The organism is Bifidobacterium apri (assembly GCF_009299485.1).
Lineage (GTDB): Bacteria > Actinomycetota > Actinomycetes > Actinomycetales > Bifidobacteriaceae > Bifidobacterium > Bifidobacterium apri.
This window is the reverse complement of sequence record NZ_WBSO01000002.1, coordinates 281,389-302,797: the sequence shown is the minus strand read 5'-3', so window position 1 is coordinate 302,797 and position 21,409 is coordinate 281,389. Positions and strand designations below refer to the sequence as shown.

The following is a 21,409-nucleotide window of genomic DNA, read 5'->3' as shown; positions in this document are numbered from 1 at the left end:
GGCGGGTCACTGCTACCATGGGGTCATGCCTTTGACCGCCGAACAGCTTGCTGATATCCGCACCCGTATTCCGGAACGTCCGCAGACGGACATTCCCATGCCTTACGAGGACTTGGTCCGCAAGATCCTTCGTGAGGGCACGCTGAAATCCGATCGCACGGGAACCGGCACGATTTCGCTGTTTGGCCAGCAGATGCGGTTCGATTTGAGCGAGTATTTCCCTCTGCTCACCACGAAGACCGTGTTCTTCCGTGGCATTGCCTACGAGCTGTTGTGGTTCCTGAAAGGCTCCACGAATGTGCGCTGGTTGCAAGAAAACAATGTGCATATCTGGGACGAGTGGGCCGACGAGAACGGCGATCTCGGCCCTGTATACGGCGCCCAGTGGCGCAGCTGGCCGGCGCCGACACCTGAGGATCCGAACCGCACCATCGATCAGATCTCCAATGTACTTGATTTGATCCGCAACCACCCGGATTCGCGTCGTATGGTCGTCAGCGCTTGGAATCCTGCGGAAGTCGAGCATATGGCCTTGCCGCCGTGCCACGCACTGTTCCAGTTCTACGTGGCTGACGGCAAGTTGTCGTGCCAGCTGTATCAACGCAGCTGCGATATGTTCCTCGGGGTGCCATTCAATATCGCGTCCTATTCGCTGCTCACCATGATGATCGCGCAGCAGACCGATCTCGAACCCGGTGAGTTTGTGTGGACCGGCGGTGATTGCCATGTGTATGACAATCATATCGACCAGGTGCTTGAACAGTTGTCGCGCACCCCGTACCCGTATCCTCGCATGGAGATCCGAAAAGCGGATTCGTTGTTTGATTACACGTATGACGATTTCAAGGTGGTCGGGTATCAACATCATCCGACGATCAAGGCTCCTGTTGCCGTCTGAAGCATCGTCTACACTTATCCCAGTCCATTGAGTTCAAGGAGTTTATGAAATGGGGTATGACAGTAGCCAAAGCGGCTATCACGAACGCAAGCCCGGATTGGCCGGGCAGGAAGACACCGAGGATTGGGGTGATGATTTCCCCAAGACCTTCACGGTGAATCTGATATGGGCACAGGCGCGCGACAATGAGGGACGCGAAGGTGCTATCGGTTTCCATGGCGGCATGCCGTGGCATTTGGCTGAAGATATGAAACGGTTCAAGGAACTGACCGTTTCCCACCCGGTCATCATGGGGCGTAAGACTTGGGAGTCGCTCGACCCGAAGTTCCGGCCGTTGCCGAATCGCGACAATATCGTCGTATCGCGCAACAGCGGGTATGAAGCACCGGGGGCGACCGTTGTCGAGAACCTTGATGACGCCTTTGATTTGGCGCGTCAGGAAGCGATCCCCGACGATGGGCTCGACCGCAGTGAGATCTGGGTCATCGGCGGCGCGCAGATATTCAGGGAAGCGTTGCCGTTTGCCAAACAGGTGTTCGTGACACGTATCCGGGCAACGGTCGAAGCCGACACCTATGCGCCGGATATGGAAGAGCTCGCCGCGACGGGGCTGTGGAAGCTCGCCGATGTGACGCCGTGGATGCTGCCGAAGCATCCGGAAAACGGTATCCGCGAGTATCGTTTTGAGACATATCGCAAAACCGACGGTGAGTCGGAAGACGACGAAGCATTATGATGGATGGCTGCGAACCGTTGTCTGTGGTCCGCAGCCGTTCATTTCGCAGCTGTCCGTCAAGTCAATTGAGTCAATCTCGATGTCATGTCATTTGTGAAAGGGGCTGTCGCATGACCGCTACGCAATCATCTCAAGACCCGCGCTATACGGTGATGACCGTCTGCACCGGCAATATCTGCCGGTCGCCGATGGCGGAAATCATTCTGCGCGAACGGTTCAACGAGCGCGGGCTTGCCGATCGGGTGCGGGTCATGTCCAGCGGTGTCAGCGATGAGGAGTATGGGCACCCGATTGACCCTCGTGCGGTTGTGGTGCTGCGTCAACGTGGATACGAGATTCCGGCGCACCATTTCGCGCATCGTATTACGCGTCAGGAAATCAACGACAGTGACTTGTTCCTGCCGATGACCGCCTCCCATATGCGCGCACTGGTCAGGCTGCTGCCGCCTGCCAAACGGTCGGACGTGCACATGTATCGCAGTTTCGATCCCAACCTGCCGAAGCCGCCTGCCGGGCGTGAAGACCAGATTGATTTGGTGGATCCGTGGTATGGCGGTCCTGAGGATTTCAATATCGCCATCGATCAGATTGAGCAGGTCGCCCCGTATATCGTCGATTGGGTCAGTGAGCATATCGGTCAGTGACCCGCGAACCGTGGCGGTGACCTGCGACAGGCGAACCGCTGCCGTGTAAACCGTTGCTGCGAACTAGCGCAGTGAGTGACCTGCAGCACGCGAACTGTCGCCGTGTGAGTCGCGGCTGCGAACTACTGCCGTGACTCGCGACTGTGTGGCGAGTATCTGCCGCGATTCACCTGCTTCTGCCGACGCTGGGTGCCTAGTGAGCGTCGGCAGAAGGTTGTTCTCCTGTTTCTGCCGACGCTGACGTATCTTTCAGTGTCGGCAGTGGGTTGTCTTTCTGCTTCTACCGACGTCGACGCATCTCTCAGTGTCGGTTGTGGGTTGTCTTTCTGTTTCTGCCGACGCTGAGGGGCTGGTGAGTGTCGGTAGAAGGTTGGGGCGTGCATGCCGTTAGGGCGTGCACGCGCGGAAGTTGCCCTCGCTCAAGATTTCGAGACATGGGAGCGGGGCGATCCCCAGCGCGGCCGCCCCCAGGAATTCTGATTGCCCAGTTCGCGTATTACTCGGGGAAACGCCGGAAAGCCGAATTTGGACTTGTACGGCCGACGGTTGCGGCATATAGGAACCAAAGTTATTGCTTTAGACTTCTCGTTCAGGTGTTGAAGACAGGCATGTGCAGGTCAGTCCATTCGATTGAGGTGCCGGGTTCCGGGGCGTCTCCGTCGAAGGTTCCTATATGCCTATATGCCGGAACCCCGCCAGCTCGGCACGCCTGCGCCTGGACAGGTCGCGTGCCGAGCCCGCCGTCCTGCACCCCGGGCACATCCAGCGTTGGCGCCCGAGCCGGTCGTGGCCGTTCTTCTTCATCCTCGCCCCGCACAATCCGCACTCGGGGGCCCTGTTCGATCATGTCCTCATCACTCCATGAAGACACAGGAGCCAAGTTCGACACCCCGACACGCTTACGGCCACAACGCCTGCGGGGATTATAAGCAATAATTTTGGTTCCTATATGCCACGGTTGCGCAGTACCCGGGTAATCCACCGAAAAGAAAAAAGCCCACCATTGCTGGCAGGCTTCGAAGTGGTACCCCCTGAGAGAGTCGAACTCTCGTTGTCAGATTGAAAGTCTGGTGTCCTAACCGTTAGACGAAGGGGGCGTCAAACAACTTAGCTATGATAAACACAAAGCAGCCAGAATGCAAAATCCTCGGTTTCGGCGTGTCGTTTTTCCCGTTGAGGATATGCATCGGCGGCATTGACATCGGACTGGCAGCGTATCTACAGCCGATAGACAACATCGTGGATGGCGCAATGGTATCGACCGGCCGATCGCCGCCAAAACACATCAACGGCTACGATACGTGAAATCGTGGATGACCCTGCCGGCGTCCAGACCTTTTTTCTCGAAGTTCGTCAGCACACGTCCCTCGAAACGGCTTGACTCCACAAAATCCGCATGTGGCATGTCCAGCGCGAGATCCGCGTTGCCTTTGCCGACGTGTCCAGTAGGCAGACTGACGGTGATCTCGCCGAGGTTCTCGAAATCATCCCGGCCGTCCATGACCTCATGCACATGCAACGCATAATCCTCGATATCGGTGGCGATACGCCATACGCCGCCGGCTACCAGCGCCCGGTGAACGGCTTCGGCCAGTGCCGGCTGGACGATCCGACGCTTGTGATGCTTCATCTTCGGCCAAGGGTCGGGGAAGAAGGTCCACACTTCACTGACGGTCGCCGCGTCGGCGTTCGCGAACAGTTCCGGTGCGTTGATCTGGGCGATGCGCAGGTTGCGCAGCTGCTGCTTGCCCGCCCGAAGCATGGTGTGGGCGACACCCGGATCGTAGACTTCCAGCGCCAGATAGTTGATATCCGGGTGCTGCGCGGCGGCGGCGATGATATTCTCGCCCTGCCCGGTTCCGATTTCGATGACCAACGGGTGATCGTTGGCCCACGTGTCGTGAATCCACTCAGGTGTGAGCCGCCAGTCCTGGCGGACGTCCAGCGATCCTTCAGCGGCGTTCAACGGCAGCAAATACGTGTCGGCGTAGGTGTCCCATGCACGCTGCAACCGGGCGTCAAGTCTGCCTGAACGGCGGACGAACGACAGGACCTTATGCTCGTGCCGGATTGGCTGGGCTTCGTCCGCGTGCTGCGAGTCCGATCGCAGACTCTGTACGCGCTGCGTGCTCAATGCCGGCTGTTCCTCGTGATCTTGCATAGTTCTTTTATAGCGGCCGGTGTCGGACACGCAGAAACTACCAGCGCGGCACTTCAATATCGCCCAGACGCCAGACGCCATAGCCCGCGTCGGCGAGTGCGAAGGAAGCGCCACGGTCCGCCGGTGCTACGGTTCCTTGCCCGGCAACCAATTGCGGATCGGCATTGCCCAACCATTCGCGTGCGACGTGCACCTGCTGCCCGCCTTGCCGTGCGACGACAACCAGCAGACGATCGTTCGCGTCCTCGCGCAGATACGCCACCGCATCCGGTTGCACGCTGACCCACCGCAGACCGCCGTGGGTCAGGGCGCTGGACGTCTTGCGCAGCGTCAGCAGTTCACGATAGCGGGCAATCGTCGCGCTGTGGGCGTTTTCGGGCGCATCCCAGTCCATCGGGGTGCGGCTTTCCTCGCCGGTGATGCCGGTCGCATCCCGCTCGTCGCCGGCGAATGCCATCGGCACGCCAGGGTATGTCATCATCATGCCGAGCGCCGCATGAGCCACTTGCGGGCTTTGAGTGAGGGTGAGGATGCGCGCGCTGTCGTGGCTGTCGATGAGATTCCATTGCGATTCGGCGACTTTCCATGGGATTTGTGCGAGCAGTTCGCGCATGGTATCGGCCATGGCGATGCCGTCGCGTCGTGGGAAGGTCTCGTCGAATCCAAAACGCTTGACTTGGCTGTGCGGATCGGCGACCCACATCCACAGCGGGTGGGAGAAGGCGGCATAGTTCATCACGCCCTGCCATCCGTCGCCGGCCAGATCGCGTGTGGCGTCTGGCATGTACTCGGCGATAAGCGCTCCATTGCCGTCGGTCAATTCGTCAATGGTGGAGCGGATGGTCGTGGCGACCACATGATTCTCATCCATCGCAGCCCAGCGTCCGGTCTGGTTGGCCACATCGATGCGCCAGCCGTCCAGGCCGTCATCCCCGCCAAGCCATTTGCCTGCGCTGCTGGATGCCCCGCGAATCATCCGATTGATCAGCTTGGGTGAAGTCCAATTGAGTTTCGGCAGCGCTTTGATGCCCATCCAGGCCACGTAATCATCGGGATACTGGTTCCAAAGGTAGTAGTCGCGTTCCTCGCTGTCAGGATGGTGCAGGGCGCGCTGGAACCATTCGTGGCTGGAACCGGTGTGGTTGAGCGTCAGGTCGCCCATGATGCGCATGCCTCGGCTGTGGCATGCTCGTGCCAGGGAGCGCAGCGCCTCGTCGCCGCCGAGCAGCGGATCGATATGGTCGAATGTCGAAGCATCATACCGGTGGACGGAACGTGCCGGGAAGCATGGCGTGAGATAGACGGTTGTGAAACCGAGGTTCTGAATATATTCGAGATGCTCTTCGACTCCTGCCAGATCGCCGCCATACCATTGGCGTCCTGTTTCCGCCCCATAGGCGAGTGGTTTGGTCGACCATGCGGTCGGATGCGCCCAGTCGGGAGCCTGACGTGTGGAGGACTGTTCTGAACGTGCGAAACGATCGGGGAAGATCTGATAGGTGGCGCCTTCCCGGTTCCATGCCGGTGAGGGGGCGAATGTGGTGATGCGGAAGTCGAAGATGTCGCTGACTTCGCGGTCGTATACGCCGAGCGCGTTGAGCCAGTCGAATCCGCCGTCGCGCAGCAGGGCGAACCGGTATTGGGTGACTGGGTTGTGGACGGGCAACGGCGCCTCGTACCAGGTTTCGGTGTCGGTGTGCAGAATCGGCTTCGCATGTTCAAGGTGCAGCTCGTCGTCGGCGAGTGATCGAAGCACGACTGCGGTATAGGGTGCGGATCGCGGGATGCGCACGCGTACGCGGACGGTGTCCCCGAGTTTCGGGCATGCGTCGGAAACGTAGAGTGTCGAACCGTCATGGTGGGGCAGCGGTGGTTGGCAGCCGTCTTCCTGCGCTTGTGACGCCTGTGCTGGTCGATGTGATGCTGTCGTCATGTCGGTCTCCATTTCTTGCAAACGTTGTCTTTGCGCCAAGTAGCATTGTGCGCCTTGTTTCGTCGCGTATGCCATGTGGTGCCGCCAAAGGAGCTAGGGTGATGATACAACGGGAATGATGACGTTTGCGCGGTGTGGCGGACCATGAGACGTTATCCTGCGTCGATACAATGCAACTATGGGTGACAATCAGGATCAGACAATCAAGCAATCGTCGGAATTCCAGCGGGATTCCACTTCTCAGACCGGTGATGAGTCCGGGGATCGTTCGGCGCTTCGGCTGTCATCTTCCGGCTTCTCTTCCGAACTGGCATCGTCTGCGGTTCCGTTGTACGGCCAGCCGCAGGACGTTCCCGGGACTGTGCCTCCCGAGGCGGATGTTCCGGATGCCGATGCGGCTGGCGTGGCTGGCGGTGATACGGGTGCATACGCCTCCGCTGGTCGGTCCGATGCCGGCTCGCACGGGCGTCGGCCTGCGGGGGAGGGGCAAGCGCCGGCGTGGCACGTTCCTGAGCAGCAGTCAGCCCAAGGGGCATTCGGCCAATACCCATACCCATACGGTCAGCCTCAACAGGGGTATTCCAACGGGGGCCAAGGGTATATGTGGCCGGTGCAGCAAGCCTATCGGCAGATGTATCCGAATCAATCATGGAATGTGCTCACGATTGTCGGTTTTGTGTTCGCTTTTGTCAGTCCACTGGCAGGTCTGGTGCTGTCGATTATTGCTTTGGTCATGGTCCGAAAATCGGGGGAGAAGAGCCGGGGACTGGCGATTGCCGGCATTATTGTCGGGGCGATCAATGTGATTATTGTGATGCTGATCGCGCTTGCGCTGGTGTCGTCGTTGTCCCGGTCCGTGTCCGACGGCGGTATGGGCGACGGGCAGGCGGACGGGCCCATGGTATGCATCAGCGGACAGTGTCAGACGTTGCCGGGGACCGGATTAGGCGAAGGCGGGCTTGCAGGTGGTCAGAACGGCGATGGCGCAACTGGTGACGGTGCTTCCGCGGACGGCGGGGATGGCTGGTTCCTCGGCGGTGACGGTCAAGGCGAGGGCTGGGACGGTTACGACTACGGCGGGCTCAGTGGCGCAGCTGCGGCGCTCGATGGTATGGATATCGAGGCTGTCGGAGCCTGAATCCGCAGTATTGCAAGGTTTTATCGATGCTATTGATGGGCGGGTAAAAAACGACACGCCGAAAGGTGTGTCCGATTTGCGCTCATGGTCAATCTGAGTAATATAAACACTCGGCTGCTTCAACGAGTAAGCCACGGCCTCGTAGCTCAGTTGGTTAGAGCGCCGCCCTGTCACGGCGGAGGTCACCGGTTCAAGTCCGGCCGAGGTCGCGAATGGTAAGAAACCCGGTTCATCCGGGTTTTTTTAACCGTCCATGGCTCTGTAGCTCAGTTGGTAGAGCGAGCGACTGAAAATCGCTAGGTCAGCGGATCGATCCCGCTCGGAGCCACAAGAACCCCGATTCTGTATGGAACCGGGGTTTTCTCATTCTCGCGACCCTGCCGACCCCAGTGCCCAACCGGGTTATCGTGGTTATCGGCCAACATGGGGTTATCGGCCAACATGTGTCCGACCGCGAAGTGAATCCGGCATCACGCACCATACCCAACCTTCTGCCGACGCTTACGGGCCGCTCAGTGTCGGTAGGGACATAACCACAACCCTCTGCCGACGCTGAGGGATGTCTCAGTGTCGGTACGACCTTCTGCCGACGCTGAGAGTGTCGTCAGTGTCGGTGGGGGCGTTTGTCGACGCTTACGGTCCGCTCAGTGTCGGTAGAGACATGACCACAACCTTCTGCTGACGCTTATGGGCTGCTGAGTGTTGGCAGAAGGTTTTGCCGATGCTGAGGCGGTTGTCGGCGTCGGTAGATGCAGGGGAGACCGGGGTTTGAGCAGTGGCGTGCGGGATAACGCGGGAGAACTGCCGGAATTTCCTGATGTGCGCCTGTTCTCCCATATCCGGCGCGGGAGTTTATGGGAATCCGGTGCTCTCGCGGATATTCTCCCAACAAGAACGTTGGAAATTCGCGGTTCCGAAAAATCACTCCTGAAACGGCATGCGGGAGAAAACCGCTGAAACCGCAAATCCTTGATGAACTCCCGCGAAAACACGGGACTTTATGGCTAGTCGGCCGGTTCGCAGAGGATCTCCCGCATCGGCCCGGCGTCGCCGTTGTCCTGCAGCATCCGGGCATGTGCCGTGCCGTCAAGCGTGATTGGTCTCTCTGCTGAACGCGTTGTTTTCCCAAGCGTGATTGGTCGCTCCGCTGAACGTGTTGTTTTCCCAAGGCAGAACAGCATGATGACCACCATGCTGTCCTTATGTGCCTAGCTTATGTGCCTGGCTTATGTGCCTGGCTTATGCGCTTGGCTTGCGTGCCTGATTCCTTGATTTTTCGCGTTTGAGATTCGGGTTGCTGAGAAGCCGGGATGGCCATATCCAGCATGGCGAGTCCCGCTCATGACACGGCACGACGGATTAGCCCGCCACTCGGTGTTGTGTCCGCGGCGGGATTGACTACAATGAATCTCGACAATGGCGTTCCTACACGATGGGAACTGTTCGAAGGAGAACACACAATGGTCTATCGTATGATCTTCAATCAGACGGCGTATTTCGGTCGCGGCGCGATTCGTGAAATACCTGTTGCCGCCAAGGCGCGCGGCTTCAAGAAGGCCTTCATCGTAACCGATCCGGTATTGCTGGAAACCGGCACGGTCGCTAAGGTGACCGCGGTGCTTGACGAAGCCGGCCTGCCGTATGAGATTTTCGACAACGTGAAGCCGAATCCGCCGGTTGAATGCATCCAGGATGGCGTGAAGAAATTCGCCTCCGCAGGAGCGGACTTCCTCATCGGCTTGGGTGGCGGCTCGCCGCAGGACACGTGCAAGGGCATCGGCATCGTCACCGCGAACCCTGAGTTCGCCGATGTGCTTTCGCTTGAGGGCGTTGCGGATACCAAGAACCCGTCCGTCCCGATTTTCGGCGTACCCACCACCGCAGGCACCGCTTCTGAGACGACCATCAACTATGTGATCACCGACACGGCGAACAAGCGCAAGTTCGTGGCGGTCGACCCGCATGACATTCCTGTCGTGGCCTTCGTGGACCCGGATCTGACCGACTCCATGCCGCGCGGGCTGAAAGTCGCCACCGGTTTGGACGCGCTCACCCATGCGATCGAGGGATTCGTCACGCCGGGCGCGTGGGCGCTGTCCGACTGCCTGTCGATGCAGACCATCCGCATGATCGCGCAGAACCTGGCGAAAAGCGCCGACGGCGATGTCGCAGCGGGCGAGCAGATGGCGTACGCCAGCTACATCACCGGCATGGCGTATTCCAATGTCGGCCTTGGTCTGGTACACGGCATGGCGCATCCGCTCGGCGGCCGGCTGGGTGTCGCCCATGGCGTGGCCAATGGCATCCTGCTTGCCCCGGTCATGGAATACAACAAAGACTACACCGGCGAAAAGTACCGTGATATCGCCCAGGCGTTCGGCATTGCGGACGCGATGACCGGCGATTTGGAGACCGTGCGCGAGGAGGCGGTCCAGGCGGTCCATCGTCTGACCGTTGACTTGGGCAATCCGACGAAGATCTCGCAGGTCGGTGCGACCGAGGCCGATCTCAAGCCGCTTGCGCACGACGCGTTCCATGACGTGTGCACGCCGGGCAACCCGCGCAAGGCGACCGAAGAGGACATCCTCGCCCTCTACACGTCCCTGATGTAACGGGAATATCCCCACACACATCCCATACATCCCATACACACCCCCATACACAAACTGGTTACGCTCAGACGCTCGTGAGCGTAACCAGTTTGTGTATGGGGCCGGTGCATCTCAGTCACGCAGAAGACGGCACGGCAGCAGTCCTCCGCCCAACCACGGATGGTTCATTCCTGCCTTGCCGCGGTCAATTCGCTGTGGCCGCCGGACTGCGGCTTGGAATCGCCCGCTTGACCGGAATCGGCACCCGTCGCCCCCGCAACATCCGCCGCATTCGCGACGTCATCGTCCGATTCGTCACGTCTGGCCACATCGAACTGTTCCTTGAGCCACAAGCGTTCCGCCGGATTGATATCCATGCGGTCCAGATACCGCTGATACATCGGGTACAGGGTGTGCATCCACGGGTAGAGCGCGTACAGCGTATGTTCCGGCTTGCGTTTGCGCCAATGGTCCGGATGGGCTGCGAAGGTGTTGCGGAACCGGTTCATATAATTGCGGAACGACGTGAACGACGTGTCCATACGCCGAGCGGAAATGCCGCAAATCATGCGCTGGCAGTACACGGTTTTCATCGAGCGGCCAAGCAGATGCAACGAGACGTCGATATCTTCATGCATGACGTCTTCGCGGTCCCGGCACACCTCGTTCGCGATCTGGCGCCATGCGCTCGCACGCAACGCCATATTCGAACCGAACAGCAGCACCTGGTCGCCGTCCGCCCGGTACATGTGCCGGCGGACACTGTCGTCGCCGCGCAAGCCGACGCGCTTGGCGGGCATATCGTAGTAGACGACCGGTCCCGTCGCCCCCATCGCTTCGGGATCCTCGGTGAAAATGCCGGAGACCACTTCAACCCAATCGGGCTTGAGCATACAGTCGGCGTCCACACGTCCCAATACGTCCCCGGTGGCGTGGTTCAACCCGTAATTGCGCGTAGGAATCAGGCCTTGTTCCTCATCCTGATGCAGCAGGCGGACCGGCGCGTCGGGGTGCTCTTCCATGAATGTCTTGACGATGTCGACAGTCGCGTCGGTGGAGCGGTTATCCACCACAATCACCTCATGGGGCATCACGGTCTGACGGGTTGCATTCGTCAGACAGTCGGCGATGCGCTCCTCCTCGTTCCACGCGGGAATGACAATCGATACGGTTAGCATGCTTTCTAGAATAAGCAAGGACGTCTACAGTGCCGTCTTCTCGCCGGGTGTCACATGTGCGGCAACGGCCGGTGTTTCGTGCCGCCTATGTAGAATGGGGAGCCATGAGCCAACACGAGGAACCGCAAATCGATCTCGCCTCGGTCTTCCCGCAGAAGGGCGACCCCCGGCGCCCGCCTGAATGGTGGGGCCGTGGGCTTTTCTATGCTGTGATCGCCGTGTTCCTCGCTGTGTTCGTCTGGAACTCGTGGGGCAAAATCGACACCATCGTCCTCGACGTCGTGGTGTCGGTGTTCATTGCGCTCGCCATTGAACCGTTGGTGATCAGGCTGATCCGTCATGGTTGGAAGCGCGGCGCGGCATCGGCGGTCAGCTTGGTCGGGGTCTCCGTCATCGTGGTGGCGCTGATGGCGCTGTTCGGCAACATGTTCGTCCAGCAGGTCATCTCCATGGTGCAAAGCGTGCCCGCGTATTATGATCAGATCACCGATTTCGTATCGAAGGAATTCGATTTCCAGTTGCCGCAGATGGAGAATCTCGGCAATGAGGTGATGAAGAACCTCAAAACATCATGGCTTACGGACGTTGCCGGCCAAGCCTATAACACGACGGTAGGGCTGTTCGGCTTCCTGTTCAACCTGCTTACGGTGCTCATGGTCACATACTATGTTTCGGCGGCGGGCCCTCGCGTCCGCCGCAGCCTGTGCCAGTGGCTTGGTCCCTCCACCCAGCGCCGTTTTCTGTTTGCATGGACTGTGGTGCAGGACCAGATTTCCGGGTTCCTGTTCTCCCGCACGATTCTCGCGGCCATCAACGCCACGTGCACGGCGATTTTCCTTGATGTGATTCACGTGCCGTATTGGCTGCCGTTGGCGTTGTTCTGCGGTTTGACTTCCCAGTTCGTGCCCACCATCGGCACGTATCTGGGCGGCGCCCTGCCGGTGATTTTCGCATGGGCGTCGCGCGGGCCGACATATGCGGTGATTGTCGTGGTGTTCATCGTCGTCTATCAGCAAATTGAAAACCTGATTCTTTCGCCGAAGATTTCGCAGCGCACCATGGATTTGAATCCTGCGATCGCCTTCCTGTGTGTCTTGATTTTCGGGTCGCTGTTCGGCGCTCTCGGCGCGTTCCTGGCGCTGCCGATCACCGCCAGTCTGCAAGCGATTTTCCGTGTGTATACCAAGCGGTACGACCTGATTGATTCCCCGTTGATGAATGATCCGGAGCCGAAGAAGAAATCCAAGGTCGTAGAGGGGGCGGAAGCCTTCAGCGAGCATATCATCAAGCCGATGAGCCAACGTATGCCCCGTGTGGCGCAGAGTTCCAGCTCGCATATTCCGGATGGCGACGATTTGCTTGAATTGCAGGAACAGATTTACCATCATGTCGCCCATGCCGTTGCGAACGACGATGTGCCGACCGTTGCGATTCCCAAGGGCGTGATTCCAAGCGAAGCCAAACCGCTCAAAGGCACGGACGAGACCGATGTCTGTGGACGTGAACCCGGCGACAAGCATGACGCCGATGGCGATGAAACAGCGCGCAAAGTGCAGCAACCCGCCCAGAACGATGACAATCCTAGAAAGAAGTGGCACTGATGGTCCTGCTGTCCGTCCTTGATATTCTCCTCATGATCCTCGGCGGCGCCGGTCTGGTCTACCAGGGGATTTGCGTTGTCGCTTCGTTGTTCGCCAAGCAGATCACCTTCCCGGACGCGCCTATGGACACGCGGTATGCGGTGCTGATATCCGCCCGTAACGAGGAAGCCGTCATCGGCAACCTCATCCATTCGATCCGTTCGCAGACCTATCCGTCCCGGCTCGTCGACATCTGGCTGGTCGCGGACAACTGCACGGATCACACCGCCCAGTTGGTGCGCGATATGGGATGCCATGTCGTCGAACGTTTCAACAAGGAACAGGTGGGTAAAGGCTACGCGCTGAGCTATCTGCTGGACGACATGATCGCCAAGGGCGTGACTGACCAGTATGACGCGTTTTTCGTGTTCGACGCGGACAACCGTCTTGACAAGCATTACATCGAAGAAATGAACAAGGCGTTCCACGCCGGATTCAAAATCCTCACCAGCTACCGCAACTCCGTCAATCTTGCTGACAACTGGGTGTCTTCCGGTTCCGCGTTGTGGTTCATCCGTGAGTCTCGATTCCTGAACAATTCCCGTATGCTGTTCGGCTCGAGCTGCCATGTCGGCGGCACGGGGTTCATGTTTTCCCAGGAAATCATGCGTCGCAACCGCGGGTGGAAATTCCATCTGCTCACCGAAGACCTCGAGTTCAGCATGGATTCGGTGCTTCACGGGGACCGGATCGGGTACTGCGGTACCGCGATTCTGTATGATGAGCAGCCGGTCACCTTCGGGCAGAGCTGGCGTCAACGTCTGCGTTGGAGCAAAGGCTTCCTGCAGGTGTTCCGGTATTATGGGCCGGCGCTCATCAAACGTGCGGTGCGGGAACGTGATTTCTCCTGCATCGATTTCACGCTGGTGCTCTGCCCGTTCATGGTGCTCGGCATCGCACGGTTCCTGCTGGGCTGCCTGTTTGCGGCATGCGGATTCGTCACGTGGCAAAGCCAGCTGGACTCAATCGGCGGATGGACGTATGGCATTGTGCTCGGCGTGCTGGCGATGATGGGTCTTGCCGCATTGACTTGCGTCGCCGAGCGCGGACAGATCGGCGCCACGAACAAGGAACTGTTCGCTTACGTGCTCAGCTTCCCGATCTACATGCTCAGCTATGTCCCGATTTCCTTCCAGGCGGTGTTCTCGAAAGCCGAGTGGAAGCCGATTGAGCATCGAGGCAAGTGACTGCGCGCCGGCTGCAAACGCTGGGTCCGGAGTGTCGTGTCGGTCAACGCTGTGCGTCTTCGGCGGATGACCCGGCACGTTCAGCGTGGGCGCTAAGCTGGGCAGCACCAGCCGACCTGCGAGACGCGCGGGGCACGCGGTGACATGACCGTTCGACGGAAGGAGCACGTGGTGGGAGCACGGGGGCAGATGCGCAGACAACAACGGACACAGAAGAGCCGGTTGTTGCGTATCGCCATATCGTCCGCCGTGACCATACTGCTGGTCATCGGCTACGCCGTGGGGGACATGACCGACGTCCTGCCAGGAGTGCTCATGTTGTCTGATGTCGCCAATCCTTCATACGCGAACCCGCTATCGGCCCGCACGGCATCCACGCTCACCGGCAAAGCCAACAGAACACGCGCTATTGACGCCACCGCGGCGCAGCAACTGATTGACACCTTCGCCGCGGACCCCAGTGTCGGAAGCGATTTCTCCATCGTGATCGCGGACGCGAAAGGCACCGTCGTCGCGAGCCATGAGCCTCAAGCCCAGCGCGAACCGGCTTCGACCATGAAAACGTTGACGGCGCTCGCCGCAGCGTCGGTGCTGGATATGGGCTCGACGCTCACTACAGGAACCTACCTTGTAGGCAGCGGCACATCGGCAACGCTCTATCTCAAAGGCAGTGGCGACATGCTGCTGGGATCAGGCGAAAGCGACCCGAATCATGTCAACGGGCGTGCAGGCTTGGCAACACTCGCCAAGAACACCGCAGCGGCGCTCAAACAACGTGGAATCACATCGGTCACGTTGAAATACGATGATACGGTGTTCGCCGATCCGCGCTATCCGGCGACTATCGCGCAGAACAACCCGGGCAATATGTATTACACGGCGGTTTCTTCAATGGCGGTCGATGGCGGGCGTCAATGGACTGCCGACCAACAGCACGATCCGGATTTGTTCACCAGCTATCCGCTGCTTTCCATGACTCCTGCCGCGGATGCGGCGTCGACGTTCGCGCAGCGCCTTGTGCAACAAGGCATTACGGTCACCGGTGATCCGTCCGCACAGGCCGTGCCCCAAGGTTTTTCTCCGATAGCGGCTGTCCAGTCCGCGACACTCGCCGAGATTATGGCGTTCACGCTGCGGCATTCAGACAATACGCTCGCCGAGGAATTCGGTCGCCTGCTGGCCAATGCGACCGGCAATGAGAACAGTCCCACCGGGGCGACCACGGCGGTCAAGCAAGAACTTGACAAGCTTGGCGTTTCCACCGATGGGCTGGTGATGGCCGACTGTTCCGGCCTGTCTGATGGGTCGCGGCTGACGGTCACCACGCTGGTGGAAGTCCAGGAGCGCAATGTCAAGATCGGCTCTGCTGTGGCGCAGGCGGAGGGACTGTCCATCCCCGGGCTGGTAGGCACGGCGAAGACTCGTCTGACCGATCAGTCGGTAGCCGGCCAGCTGCGTGTGAAAACCGGTAGTCTTGACCAGGTCACCTCCATGGCGGGCAATGTGTCCAGAACCCAGGGTGGATTGCTCTCCTTCGCCGTAATCGTCAATAATCCGACGAACCTGTATTCGGCGCGAATCGCCATCAATACGTTCATGAGCTCGCTGGCGGGGTTGTAAGGGGACGATATGACATACACGGCAACCTTGAAGTCAGCCATCGGACAGCTGCGTGGATGCTTGCAGCGGGCGGGGCTCGATCGGCAGGACGAGCGATTCGCTCGGCACGGCGAGCACACCCCGATGCGCGATGCACCCCTGGTGCTGGTCGCATGTTCGGGTGGGCGCGATTCCCTTGCGCTCGCCGCAGTTGCCCATATCGTTTGCGGGATGTTGGGGTTGCGGTGCGGGGCGATTGTGATCGACCATCGCATGCAGGAAGGATCTGCCGGTATCGCCTCACAGGCGGCGGCCAGCTGCGTGAATCTGGGGCTTGACCCGGTGGTGGTGCGCATCGTGCATGTTGACCTGGACCATAACGGGCCGGAGGCTGCGGCTCGTGATGCCAGATACGCGGCGATTGCCGATGAAGCGCGTGCATGCGGTGCGCAGGCTGTCCTGCTCGCCCATACGAGGGACGACCAAGCCGAAACCATCATCATGGGATTGATACGTTCGGGCGGCGTTGATGTACTGGGTGGCATGCGTGAGCGCACAGCATATGACGGAACGGTGCTGTTGCGCCCGTTCCTTGGCGTGTCGCGGAAGCAGACGACCGCGATCTGCCGTGACTTGGCGATCAGCTGGTGGGACGACCCGACCAATGGCGACCATATCGCTCCGGGGGAGCGGCTGCCGCGCGACTACCCGTTGCGTTCCCGGATTCGTCACGACTTGATGCCCTTGCTTGATGACATCGCAGGTGGCGATATTGCCGGGCATCTGGCCAGGTACGCCGATGCGGCCGCCAAGGATCGGGATTATCTCGCCGTTCAGACGCAGATTGCGTACGATTCGGTCGTCAGGCTGGACGAGGAGACCCAGGGGAGCCGTGGGTGTTCGCTGGACGTGAAGTCGTTGGCCGTTCTGCCGGCGGCGATCAGAACGCGAGTGATCGCAATGGTGTGCGCACATCTGGGCGTGGCGGCGTCCGTACAGCACATCGAAGCCATCGAACGTCTCGCTGTCGATTGGCACGGGCAAGGCGCGGTGTCACTTCCCAGCGGTTACCAAGCTTTTCGCAAGAGACACGTCATTCGCGTGTGCCAAGATAGTGGGCATGCAAATCGCTGATGTTCAAGACCAGATCGACCACGAGTTGATCAGCAAGGCAGATATCCACAAGAAAATCAATGAAGTCGCGGCGCAGGTGAGTGAAGACTACCGCGGCAAAGATCCGCTGCTCGTCGCAGTGCTCAAGGGCGCGGTCAACACCATGGTCGCCTTCTCCCAGGCGATGAGCATTCCGGTGCAGATGGATTTCATGAGCCTGTCGAGTTATGGGTCGGGGACATCAAGCAGCGGCACGATCACGGTTCGCCAGGACCTGTCGACGGATGTGCGTGGCCGCAACGTGCTGATTGTCGAAGACATCGTCGATTCCGGGCGCACGCTTGCTTGGCTGGTCGAGGAACTCAAGCGCAGAGGTGCGCAATCCGTGGAGGTCTTCGCGCTGTTGGAGAAGCCGTCTCGTCGTGAAGTCGACGTGCAGGTAAAGTACAAGGGGTATGAGGTTCCTGACGAATTTGTCGTCGGGTTCGGTCTCGATTATGACGAACGCTTCCGCAATCTCGATTCGATCGCGGTGCTGAAGCCGGAAGTATATCAAGGAGAACAGGCATGAGCTATCCGCAAGGCCCGCAGCAGCGGCCGCCTATGGGCGGAAACAACGGCAATCCATTCCGCCGTGGCGATTCCGATAACTCGCCGAAGGGAAACAACGGGGATCACCCGTGGTGGCAGTCCCCCTGGCTGTGGGTCGTCGTGCTGGTGCTGCTGACAATCGGCGCATTCCAACTGTTCGCTTCCAGCGGCACGCAAACCATCAACACGCAGGATGGTCTGAAGTTGCTCGAGGACGGGCAAGCCAAGTATGCCGAGGTGATTGACAATCGGCAACTGGTCAAGCTCGAGCTGAAGAACGATTACACGAAGACCGATGCGCAAGGCAAGACGCATAATTACGGCAAGAACGTCCAGTTCTACTACACCTTCGCCCAAGGCGCGGATATCATCAAGGCTGTGCAGAAGGACGATCCGAGCGATGGCTGGACATCCAACATGCAGCAGACCAGCGCGATGTCCTATCTCATCACGTCGATCCTGCCGCTGGTGATTTTCCTCGGACTGCTGTGGTTCATGATGAGCCGGATGAGCAATGGCATGCTCGGCATGGGCGGCCGTAAGAACAACGGGAAGCTGCTCGAAGGGCAGACCCCGAGCACGCGCTTCGCCGACGTCAAAGGCGAGGATGCCGCGTTGCAGGAAGTCGAGGAAATCAAGGACTTCCTCAAAGACCCGTCCAAGTACAAGGCGCTTGGCGCCCGCATTCCGCGTGGCGTGCTGCTGTATGGCCCTCCTGGAACCGGTAAGACGCTGCTCGCGCGTGCCATTGCAGGCGAGGCGGGCGTGCCGTTCTACGCGACTTCGGGTTCGGACTTCGTCGAGATGTTCGTCGGCCTTGGCGCTTCTCGTGTGCGTGAACTGTTCGATGAGGCGAAGAAGAACGCTCCGGCGATCATCTTCATCGACGAGATCGATGCCGTCGGTCGCAAGCGTGGATCCGGCATGAGCGGCGGGCATGACGAGCGTGAGCAGACGTTGAACCAGCTGCTTGTTGAGATGGATGGATTCGACAACGATACCAATCTGATTATCATCGCCGCCACGAACCGTCCGGATGTCCTCGACCCGGCGTTGCTGCGCCCCGGACGATTCGATCGTCAGGTCGCGGTCGAAGCTCCGGATTTGGAAGGCCGCGAGGCGATTTTGAAGGTCCATGCCAAGGGCAAACCGTTCGTGCCGGATGTCGACCTGCATATGGTCGCTGTGCGCACACCTGGCTTCACTGGCGCCGACCTGGCGAATGTGCTCAACGAAGCCGCGTTGCTGTGCGCCCGCGCTGGTGCCCAGCTGATCGACAACCGTGCCATCGACGAGGCCATCGACCGTGTACAGGCCGGCCCGAAGCGCCAGTCGAAGGGCATGGCGCTCAACGAGTTGCGCAACACCGCGTACCATGAGGGCGGTCATGCGTTGGTCGCCGCATGCATGCACGACACCGACCCGGTGACCAAGGTGACGATTCTGCCGCGAGGCCGCGCACTGGGGTACACGGCAGTCATGCCGACCTCTGACCGCTATTCCGAGTCGCGCAACCAGCTGCTCGACCAGATGGCGTATGCGATGGGCGGCCGTACCGCGGAGGAGATCGTCTTCCACGACCCGACCACCGGTGCCTCGAACGATATCGAGAAGGCCACGAAGATCGCCCGCAAGATGGTGCTCGAATACGGCTTCTCTTCCAAGCTCGGCGCCATCAAGTGGGACAACGCGGACGCGCAGGACGATTACGACGGGCTCAAGCCTCGGCCGTATTCGGAGCGTACCGCGCAGATCATTGATGAGGAAGTCGACAAGCTGATTGAGAACGCGCATACCGAAGCGTGGAACGCGATCAATGACAATCGTGACATTCTTGACGAGCTGGTGCGCCAGCTGTTGGTCAAGGAGACGCTCAACGAAAAGGAGCTCGCCGAAATCTTCGCAAACGTGAAGAAAGCTCCGAAGCGTGAAGTGTGGCTGTCGGATGAACGCCGGCCGGATTCCGACAAGCCTCCGGTCGAGATTCCTGATTCGCTCAAGCGTGGCGTCGGAATGAAGCCGGGCGAGTGACCGTATGGATTCGATACGTTTGACGGGGATTCGCGCCGCCGCAGGGCAGGGCGGATCCCCGTCCGTTTCTTCGCATGCGGGTCGTTCTTCGCATACCGGTCGTTTTTCGCAGTACCCTGACGTTCCCCGCTGGCGTGATTTGCGCGCCGATGTCACTATCGCGTTTGATCTGCGCGAAGCCATCGCCGATGACGACATCACCGAGACCGTGGATTACGCCCAGCTGACTGATCGGGTGCGGCAGGTCATGGCTTCCAGCGCTTACGATTGTGCATTGTTGGAAACGATTGCAGGGCGGATCGCGCAAGCGGTACTGCTGTCGCATCGGGTCCAGTGTGTGGATGTCGTCTTGCATTGTGGACAGCCGTCGGATGCGGATGTGGACGAAATCGCCGTGGCCATCCATCGTCTGGCGGATGACAGCAGCCATGACAGCGCCACGCCCGCGGCACAGGCCAGCGGATCAATGCCGAGACAAGGCCGTGGCGATCACGATGATGGTCGGCATGATGATGGTCAGCGCGACGGTAGTCAGCACAATGCCCAAGGTGATCAAGCCGAATCCGCGCAAACACCAATGCGGCAACCCTCCCATGCCGTCATCGCCATGCATGGCGAAAACGGCGACGGGGAGCGCCTGATGCGTGCGGCGGTTGTGGCGTTGGACAGCGTACCGGGCAACCAGGTGACAGGAATCTCGCCGTTGTACCACGTGAGCGCCATCGACGGTCCGGATTCATTGTCAGCGGTGGTGCTTGTAGATACGCGCCTGAACCTGCCTGCACTCAGTCATCTGTTGGCATCCATCAGTGATAAGCATCGCGATGCGCTCACACTGCGCGCAATCACCATGTGGTCTGACGCGAACGACGGTCGGCACGAGCACATTGGCTGGCAGGAAGCGAAGAGCATGGCGTCGATTCTCGCTCCGTGGATGGATATCGAGCCTGATGCCCGTTTTGACGGCGACCCGCTGTCCTACCTGCTGGCGCTTGCCCCGGACGCCACGCGTGTGGGATTACTGTCAGACAGCTGGATTGTAGGAGGGCTGCAATGAACGCCGACAATACGAGAGGAGATTGACGACCATGCGCAGAACTCCATGGTGGCAGTATGTGATCGCCATACTGGCAGGGTGTCTTATCGGTGTCGGCGCGACATCGGTGGCCGAACGCATCCAATTCGATATGCTTGGCGCGCCGATCGCTGTATCGGTGGTCATGCTGGTCATGGGACTGGTGGTGCTCGCGTTGGCGATTCAGGTGCGCATCTATGCGCGCACGGATCCGAAGAAACGCACGCGCAGGCTCGACCCAGATCGCGCTGTCAATACGCTGATTTTGTCGAAAGCGTTGGGGCTTGCCGCGGCGTTTCTGCTGGGCTGGTATGGTGTGCAGCTGATCATCGCGCTGCCGCACAGTGAGGCGGCGTACTACGCAAGCGCCATTCGTGAGTGTGCCATTGCCGCGGCGGTGAGTCTGATCGATATGATCATTGGCATCATCAGTGAATGGTTCTGCCAGCTGCCGCCCGATGAAGGGCCGGAGAACCCGAAAATGAAGGAACGCCAACGCCAGCAGCGTCAACTCGCCCGCGGCGGCGTCGCCAAACGCAGCTAGCCCCCGCATATATCCCTGCTTTTTGCCGATGCTGCGGTGCTGCTGAGCGTCGGCAGAGGGTTGTGGGTTTGTTTCTGCCGACGCTGAGTGCCCTGTCAGCGTCGGCAGAAGGTTGGCGGTTCTCCCAAACGATGTGTTTCCCAAACTAACTACGCTGGTGCCTGGTTTTGCGTCACCAGTTTGTGAGTATTCCCAAACTGGTGACGTTGGGGTTGGTTTTTTCGTGGCTGGTTTGTGTGTTTTTCCAAACTGGTTATGCTGGTGTCCGGTTTTCCGTCACCGGTTTGTGGGTATTCCCAAACTGGTGACGTTGGGGTTGGTTTTTCCGTGGCTGGTTTGTGTGTTTTTCC

The 21,409-nt window shown here is 59.5% G+C and carries 18 protein-coding genes and 3 tRNA genes; 15 read left to right on the top strand and 6 right to left on the bottom strand.

Annotated elements, in window-relative coordinates:
• The first annotated feature begins 97 nt into the window (after positions 1-97).
• The 3 genes from DSM100238_RS02575 (at position 98) to DSM100238_RS02565 (ending at position 2,278) form a co-directional block, all read left to right on the top strand.
• Complete coding sequence (locus tag DSM100238_RS02575; RefSeq protein ID WP_205730672.1) at positions 98-898, top strand: thymidylate synthase; 801 nt, start codon at positions 98-100, stop codon at positions 896-898.
• Positions 899-947: 49 nt separating this feature from the next.
• A complete protein-coding gene (locus DSM100238_RS02570) occupies positions 948-1,634 on the top strand; it encodes a dihydrofolate reductase (RefSeq protein ID WP_152355157.1) in 687 nt (228 codons plus the stop codon).
• A 110-nt stretch (positions 1,635-1,744) separates the two neighbouring features.
• On the top strand, positions 1,745-2,278 hold the full coding sequence (locus tag DSM100238_RS02565; protein WP_152355156.1) for a low molecular weight protein-tyrosine-phosphatase: 534 nt from the start codon (positions 1,745-1,747) through the stop codon (positions 2,276-2,278).
• A gap of 669 nt (positions 2,279-2,947) precedes the next feature.
• Here DSM100238_RS02565 and DSM100238_RS09680 read toward each other — a convergent pair.
• From DSM100238_RS09680 to DSM100238_RS02550, 4 genes are all read right to left on the bottom strand, one after another.
• A complete protein-coding gene (locus tag DSM100238_RS09680; RefSeq protein ID WP_420809194.1) occupies positions 2,948-3,097 on the bottom strand; it encodes an IS1/IS1595 family N-terminal zinc-binding domain-containing protein in 150 nt (49 codons plus the stop codon).
• A 203-nt stretch (positions 3,098-3,300) separates the two neighbouring features.
• Positions 3,301-3,375, bottom strand: a tRNA-Glu gene (locus tag DSM100238_RS02560).
• Positions 3,376-3,563: 188 nt separating this feature from the next.
• Positions 3,564-4,439, bottom strand: coding sequence for a tRNA (guanosine(46)-N7)-methyltransferase TrmB (trmB, locus tag DSM100238_RS02555; protein WP_205730667.1), 876 nt, complete (start codon positions 4,437-4,439; stop codon positions 3,564-3,566).
• A 37-nt stretch (positions 4,440-4,476) separates the two neighbouring features.
• Positions 4,477-6,372, bottom strand: coding sequence for a glycoside hydrolase family 13 protein (locus tag DSM100238_RS02550; protein ID WP_167510986.1), 1,896 nt, complete (start codon positions 6,370-6,372; stop codon positions 4,477-4,479).
• Between the two features lie 178 nt (positions 6,373-6,550).
• Between DSM100238_RS02550 and DSM100238_RS09510 the strand changes: the two genes are divergently transcribed.
• The 3 genes from DSM100238_RS09510 to DSM100238_RS02535 all read left to right on the top strand — a co-directional run bounded on the left by DSM100238_RS09510 (position 6,551) and on the right by DSM100238_RS02535 (position 7,838).
• Positions 6,551-7,510 (top strand): DUF4190 domain-containing protein, encoded by a 960-nt coding sequence (locus DSM100238_RS09510; protein WP_240812301.1) that lies wholly within the window; start codon positions 6,551-6,553, stop codon positions 7,508-7,510.
• A gap of 135 nt (positions 7,511-7,645) precedes the next feature.
• Positions 7,646-7,719 (top strand) — tRNA-Asp (locus DSM100238_RS02540).
• A gap of 46 nt (positions 7,720-7,765) precedes the next feature.
• Positions 7,766-7,838, top strand: a tRNA-Phe gene (locus DSM100238_RS02535).
• Positions 7,839-8,514: 676 nt separating this feature from the next.
• On the opposite strand, the gene DSM100238_RS02530 is transcribed toward DSM100238_RS02535, so the two are convergent.
• On the bottom strand, positions 8,515-8,703 hold the full coding sequence (locus tag DSM100238_RS02530) for a hypothetical protein (RefSeq protein WP_152355154.1): 189 nt from the start codon (positions 8,701-8,703) through the stop codon (positions 8,515-8,517).
• A gap of 267 nt (positions 8,704-8,970) precedes the next feature.
• Here DSM100238_RS02530 and fucO point away from each other — a divergent pair, with 267 nt between their 5' ends.
• The gene (gene fucO, locus DSM100238_RS02525; RefSeq protein WP_152355153.1) at positions 8,971-10,122 is read left to right on the top strand and encodes a lactaldehyde reductase; all 1,152 of its coding nucleotides are present in this window, start codon (positions 8,971-8,973) and stop codon (positions 10,120-10,122) included.
• A 164-nt stretch (positions 10,123-10,286) separates the two neighbouring features.
• On the opposite strand, the gene DSM100238_RS02520 is transcribed toward fucO, so the two are convergent.
• Positions 10,287-11,279, bottom strand: coding sequence for a glycosyltransferase family 2 protein (locus DSM100238_RS02520; RefSeq protein ID WP_152355152.1), 993 nt, complete (start codon positions 11,277-11,279; stop codon positions 10,287-10,289).
• Between the two features lie 104 nt (positions 11,280-11,383).
• On the opposite strand from DSM100238_RS02520, the gene DSM100238_RS02515 reads away from it, so the two are divergent.
• The 8 genes from DSM100238_RS02515 to DSM100238_RS02480 all read left to right on the top strand — a co-directional run bounded on the left by DSM100238_RS02515 (position 11,384) and on the right by DSM100238_RS02480 (position 21,059).
• Positions 11,384-12,880, top strand: coding sequence for an AI-2E family transporter (locus DSM100238_RS02515; RefSeq protein ID WP_152355151.1), 1,497 nt, complete (start codon positions 11,384-11,386; stop codon positions 12,878-12,880).
• Positions 12,880-14,106 carry a glycosyltransferase family 2 protein gene (locus DSM100238_RS02510; RefSeq protein WP_152355200.1) on the top strand — a complete coding sequence of 409 codons (1,227 nt, stop codon included), beginning with the start codon at positions 12,880-12,882 and terminating at the stop codon, positions 14,104-14,106. Before DSM100238_RS02515 ends, DSM100238_RS02510 begins: the two co-directional genes overlap by 1 nt.
• Positions 14,107-14,295: 189 nt before the next feature.
• Entirely contained in the window at positions 14,296-15,726 is a 1,431-nt protein-coding gene (dacB, locus tag DSM100238_RS02505) for a D-alanyl-D-alanine carboxypeptidase/D-alanyl-D-alanine endopeptidase (protein WP_167510997.1), read from the top strand.
• Positions 15,727-15,735: 9 nt separating this feature from the next.
• Positions 15,736-16,839: a tRNA lysidine(34) synthetase TilS gene (gene tilS, locus DSM100238_RS02500; protein WP_152355149.1), complete on the top strand. Its 1,104-nt coding sequence runs from the start codon at positions 15,736-15,738 to the stop codon at positions 16,837-16,839.
• A complete protein-coding gene (gene hpt / locus DSM100238_RS02495; protein ID WP_152355148.1) occupies positions 16,826-17,389 on the top strand; it encodes a hypoxanthine phosphoribosyltransferase in 564 nt (187 codons plus the stop codon). The genes tilS and hpt overlap by 14 nt, the downstream gene beginning before the upstream one ends.
• Complete coding sequence (gene ftsH, locus DSM100238_RS02490; protein WP_152355147.1) at positions 17,386-19,440, top strand: ATP-dependent zinc metalloprotease FtsH; 2,055 nt, start codon at positions 17,386-17,388, stop codon at positions 19,438-19,440. The genes hpt and ftsH overlap by 4 nt, the downstream gene beginning before the upstream one ends.
• Before the next feature lie 4 nt (positions 19,441-19,444).
• The gene (locus tag DSM100238_RS02485; protein ID WP_152355146.1) at positions 19,445-20,497 is read left to right on the top strand and encodes a dihydroneopterin aldolase; all 1,053 of its coding nucleotides are present in this window, start codon (positions 19,445-19,447) and stop codon (positions 20,495-20,497) included.
• 31 nt (positions 20,498-20,528) lie between these two features.
• A complete protein-coding gene (locus DSM100238_RS02480; protein ID WP_152355145.1) occupies positions 20,529-21,059 on the top strand; it encodes a DUF3180 domain-containing protein in 531 nt (176 codons plus the stop codon).
• Positions 21,060-21,409 lie beyond the last annotated feature (350 nt).

Bases quoted from the DNA above. Each gene is read 5' to 3' on its own strand.
- DSM100238_RS02575 (WP_205730672.1), top strand. From the start codon at position 98: ATGCCTTACGAGGACTTGGTCCGCAAGATCCTTCGTGAGGGCACGCTG.
- DSM100238_RS02510 (WP_152355200.1), top strand. From the start codon at position 12,880: ATGGTCCTGCTGTCCGTCCTTGATATTCTCCTCATGATCCTCGGCGGC.
- DSM100238_RS02485 (WP_152355146.1), top strand. From the start codon at position 19,445: ATGGATTCGATACGTTTGACGGGGATTCGCGCCGCCGCAGGGCAGGGC.
- DSM100238_RS02480 (WP_152355145.1), top strand. From the start codon at position 20,529: ATGCGCAGAACTCCATGGTGGCAGTATGTGATCGCCATACTGGCAGGG.
- DSM100238_RS02565 (WP_152355156.1), top strand. From the start codon at position 1,745: ATGACCGCTACGCAATCATCTCAAGACCCGCGCTATACGGTGATGACC.
- DSM100238_RS02515 (WP_152355151.1), top strand. From the start codon at position 11,384: ATGAGCCAACACGAGGAACCGCAAATCGATCTCGCCTCGGTCTTCCCG.
- DSM100238_RS02550 (WP_167510986.1), bottom strand. From the start codon at position 6,372: ATGACGACAGCATCACATCGACCAGCACAGGCGTCACAAGCGCAGGAA.
- dacB (WP_167510997.1), top strand. From the start codon at position 14,296: ATGCGCAGACAACAACGGACACAGAAGAGCCGGTTGTTGCGTATCGCC.
- hpt (WP_152355148.1), top strand. From the start codon at position 16,826: ATGCAAATCGCTGATGTTCAAGACCAGATCGACCACGAGTTGATCAGC.
- trmB (WP_205730667.1), bottom strand. From the start codon at position 4,439: ATGCAAGATCACGAGGAACAGCCGGCATTGAGCACGCAGCGCGTACAG.
- tilS (WP_152355149.1), top strand. From the start codon at position 15,736: ATGACATACACGGCAACCTTGAAGTCAGCCATCGGACAGCTGCGTGGA.
- fucO (WP_152355153.1), top strand. From the start codon at position 8,971: ATGGTCTATCGTATGATCTTCAATCAGACGGCGTATTTCGGTCGCGGC.
- DSM100238_RS02520 (WP_152355152.1), bottom strand. From the start codon at position 11,279: ATGCTAACCGTATCGATTGTCATTCCCGCGTGGAACGAGGAGGAGCGC.
- DSM100238_RS09510 (WP_240812301.1), top strand. From the start codon at position 6,551: ATGGGTGACAATCAGGATCAGACAATCAAGCAATCGTCGGAATTCCAG.
- ftsH (WP_152355147.1), top strand. From the start codon at position 17,386: ATGAGCTATCCGCAAGGCCCGCAGCAGCGGCCGCCTATGGGCGGAAAC.
- DSM100238_RS02570 (WP_152355157.1), top strand. From the start codon at position 948: ATGGGGTATGACAGTAGCCAAAGCGGCTATCACGAACGCAAGCCCGGA.
- DSM100238_RS02530 (WP_152355154.1), bottom strand. From the start codon at position 8,703: ATGGTGGTCATCATGCTGTTCTGCCTTGGGAAAACAACACGTTCAGCG.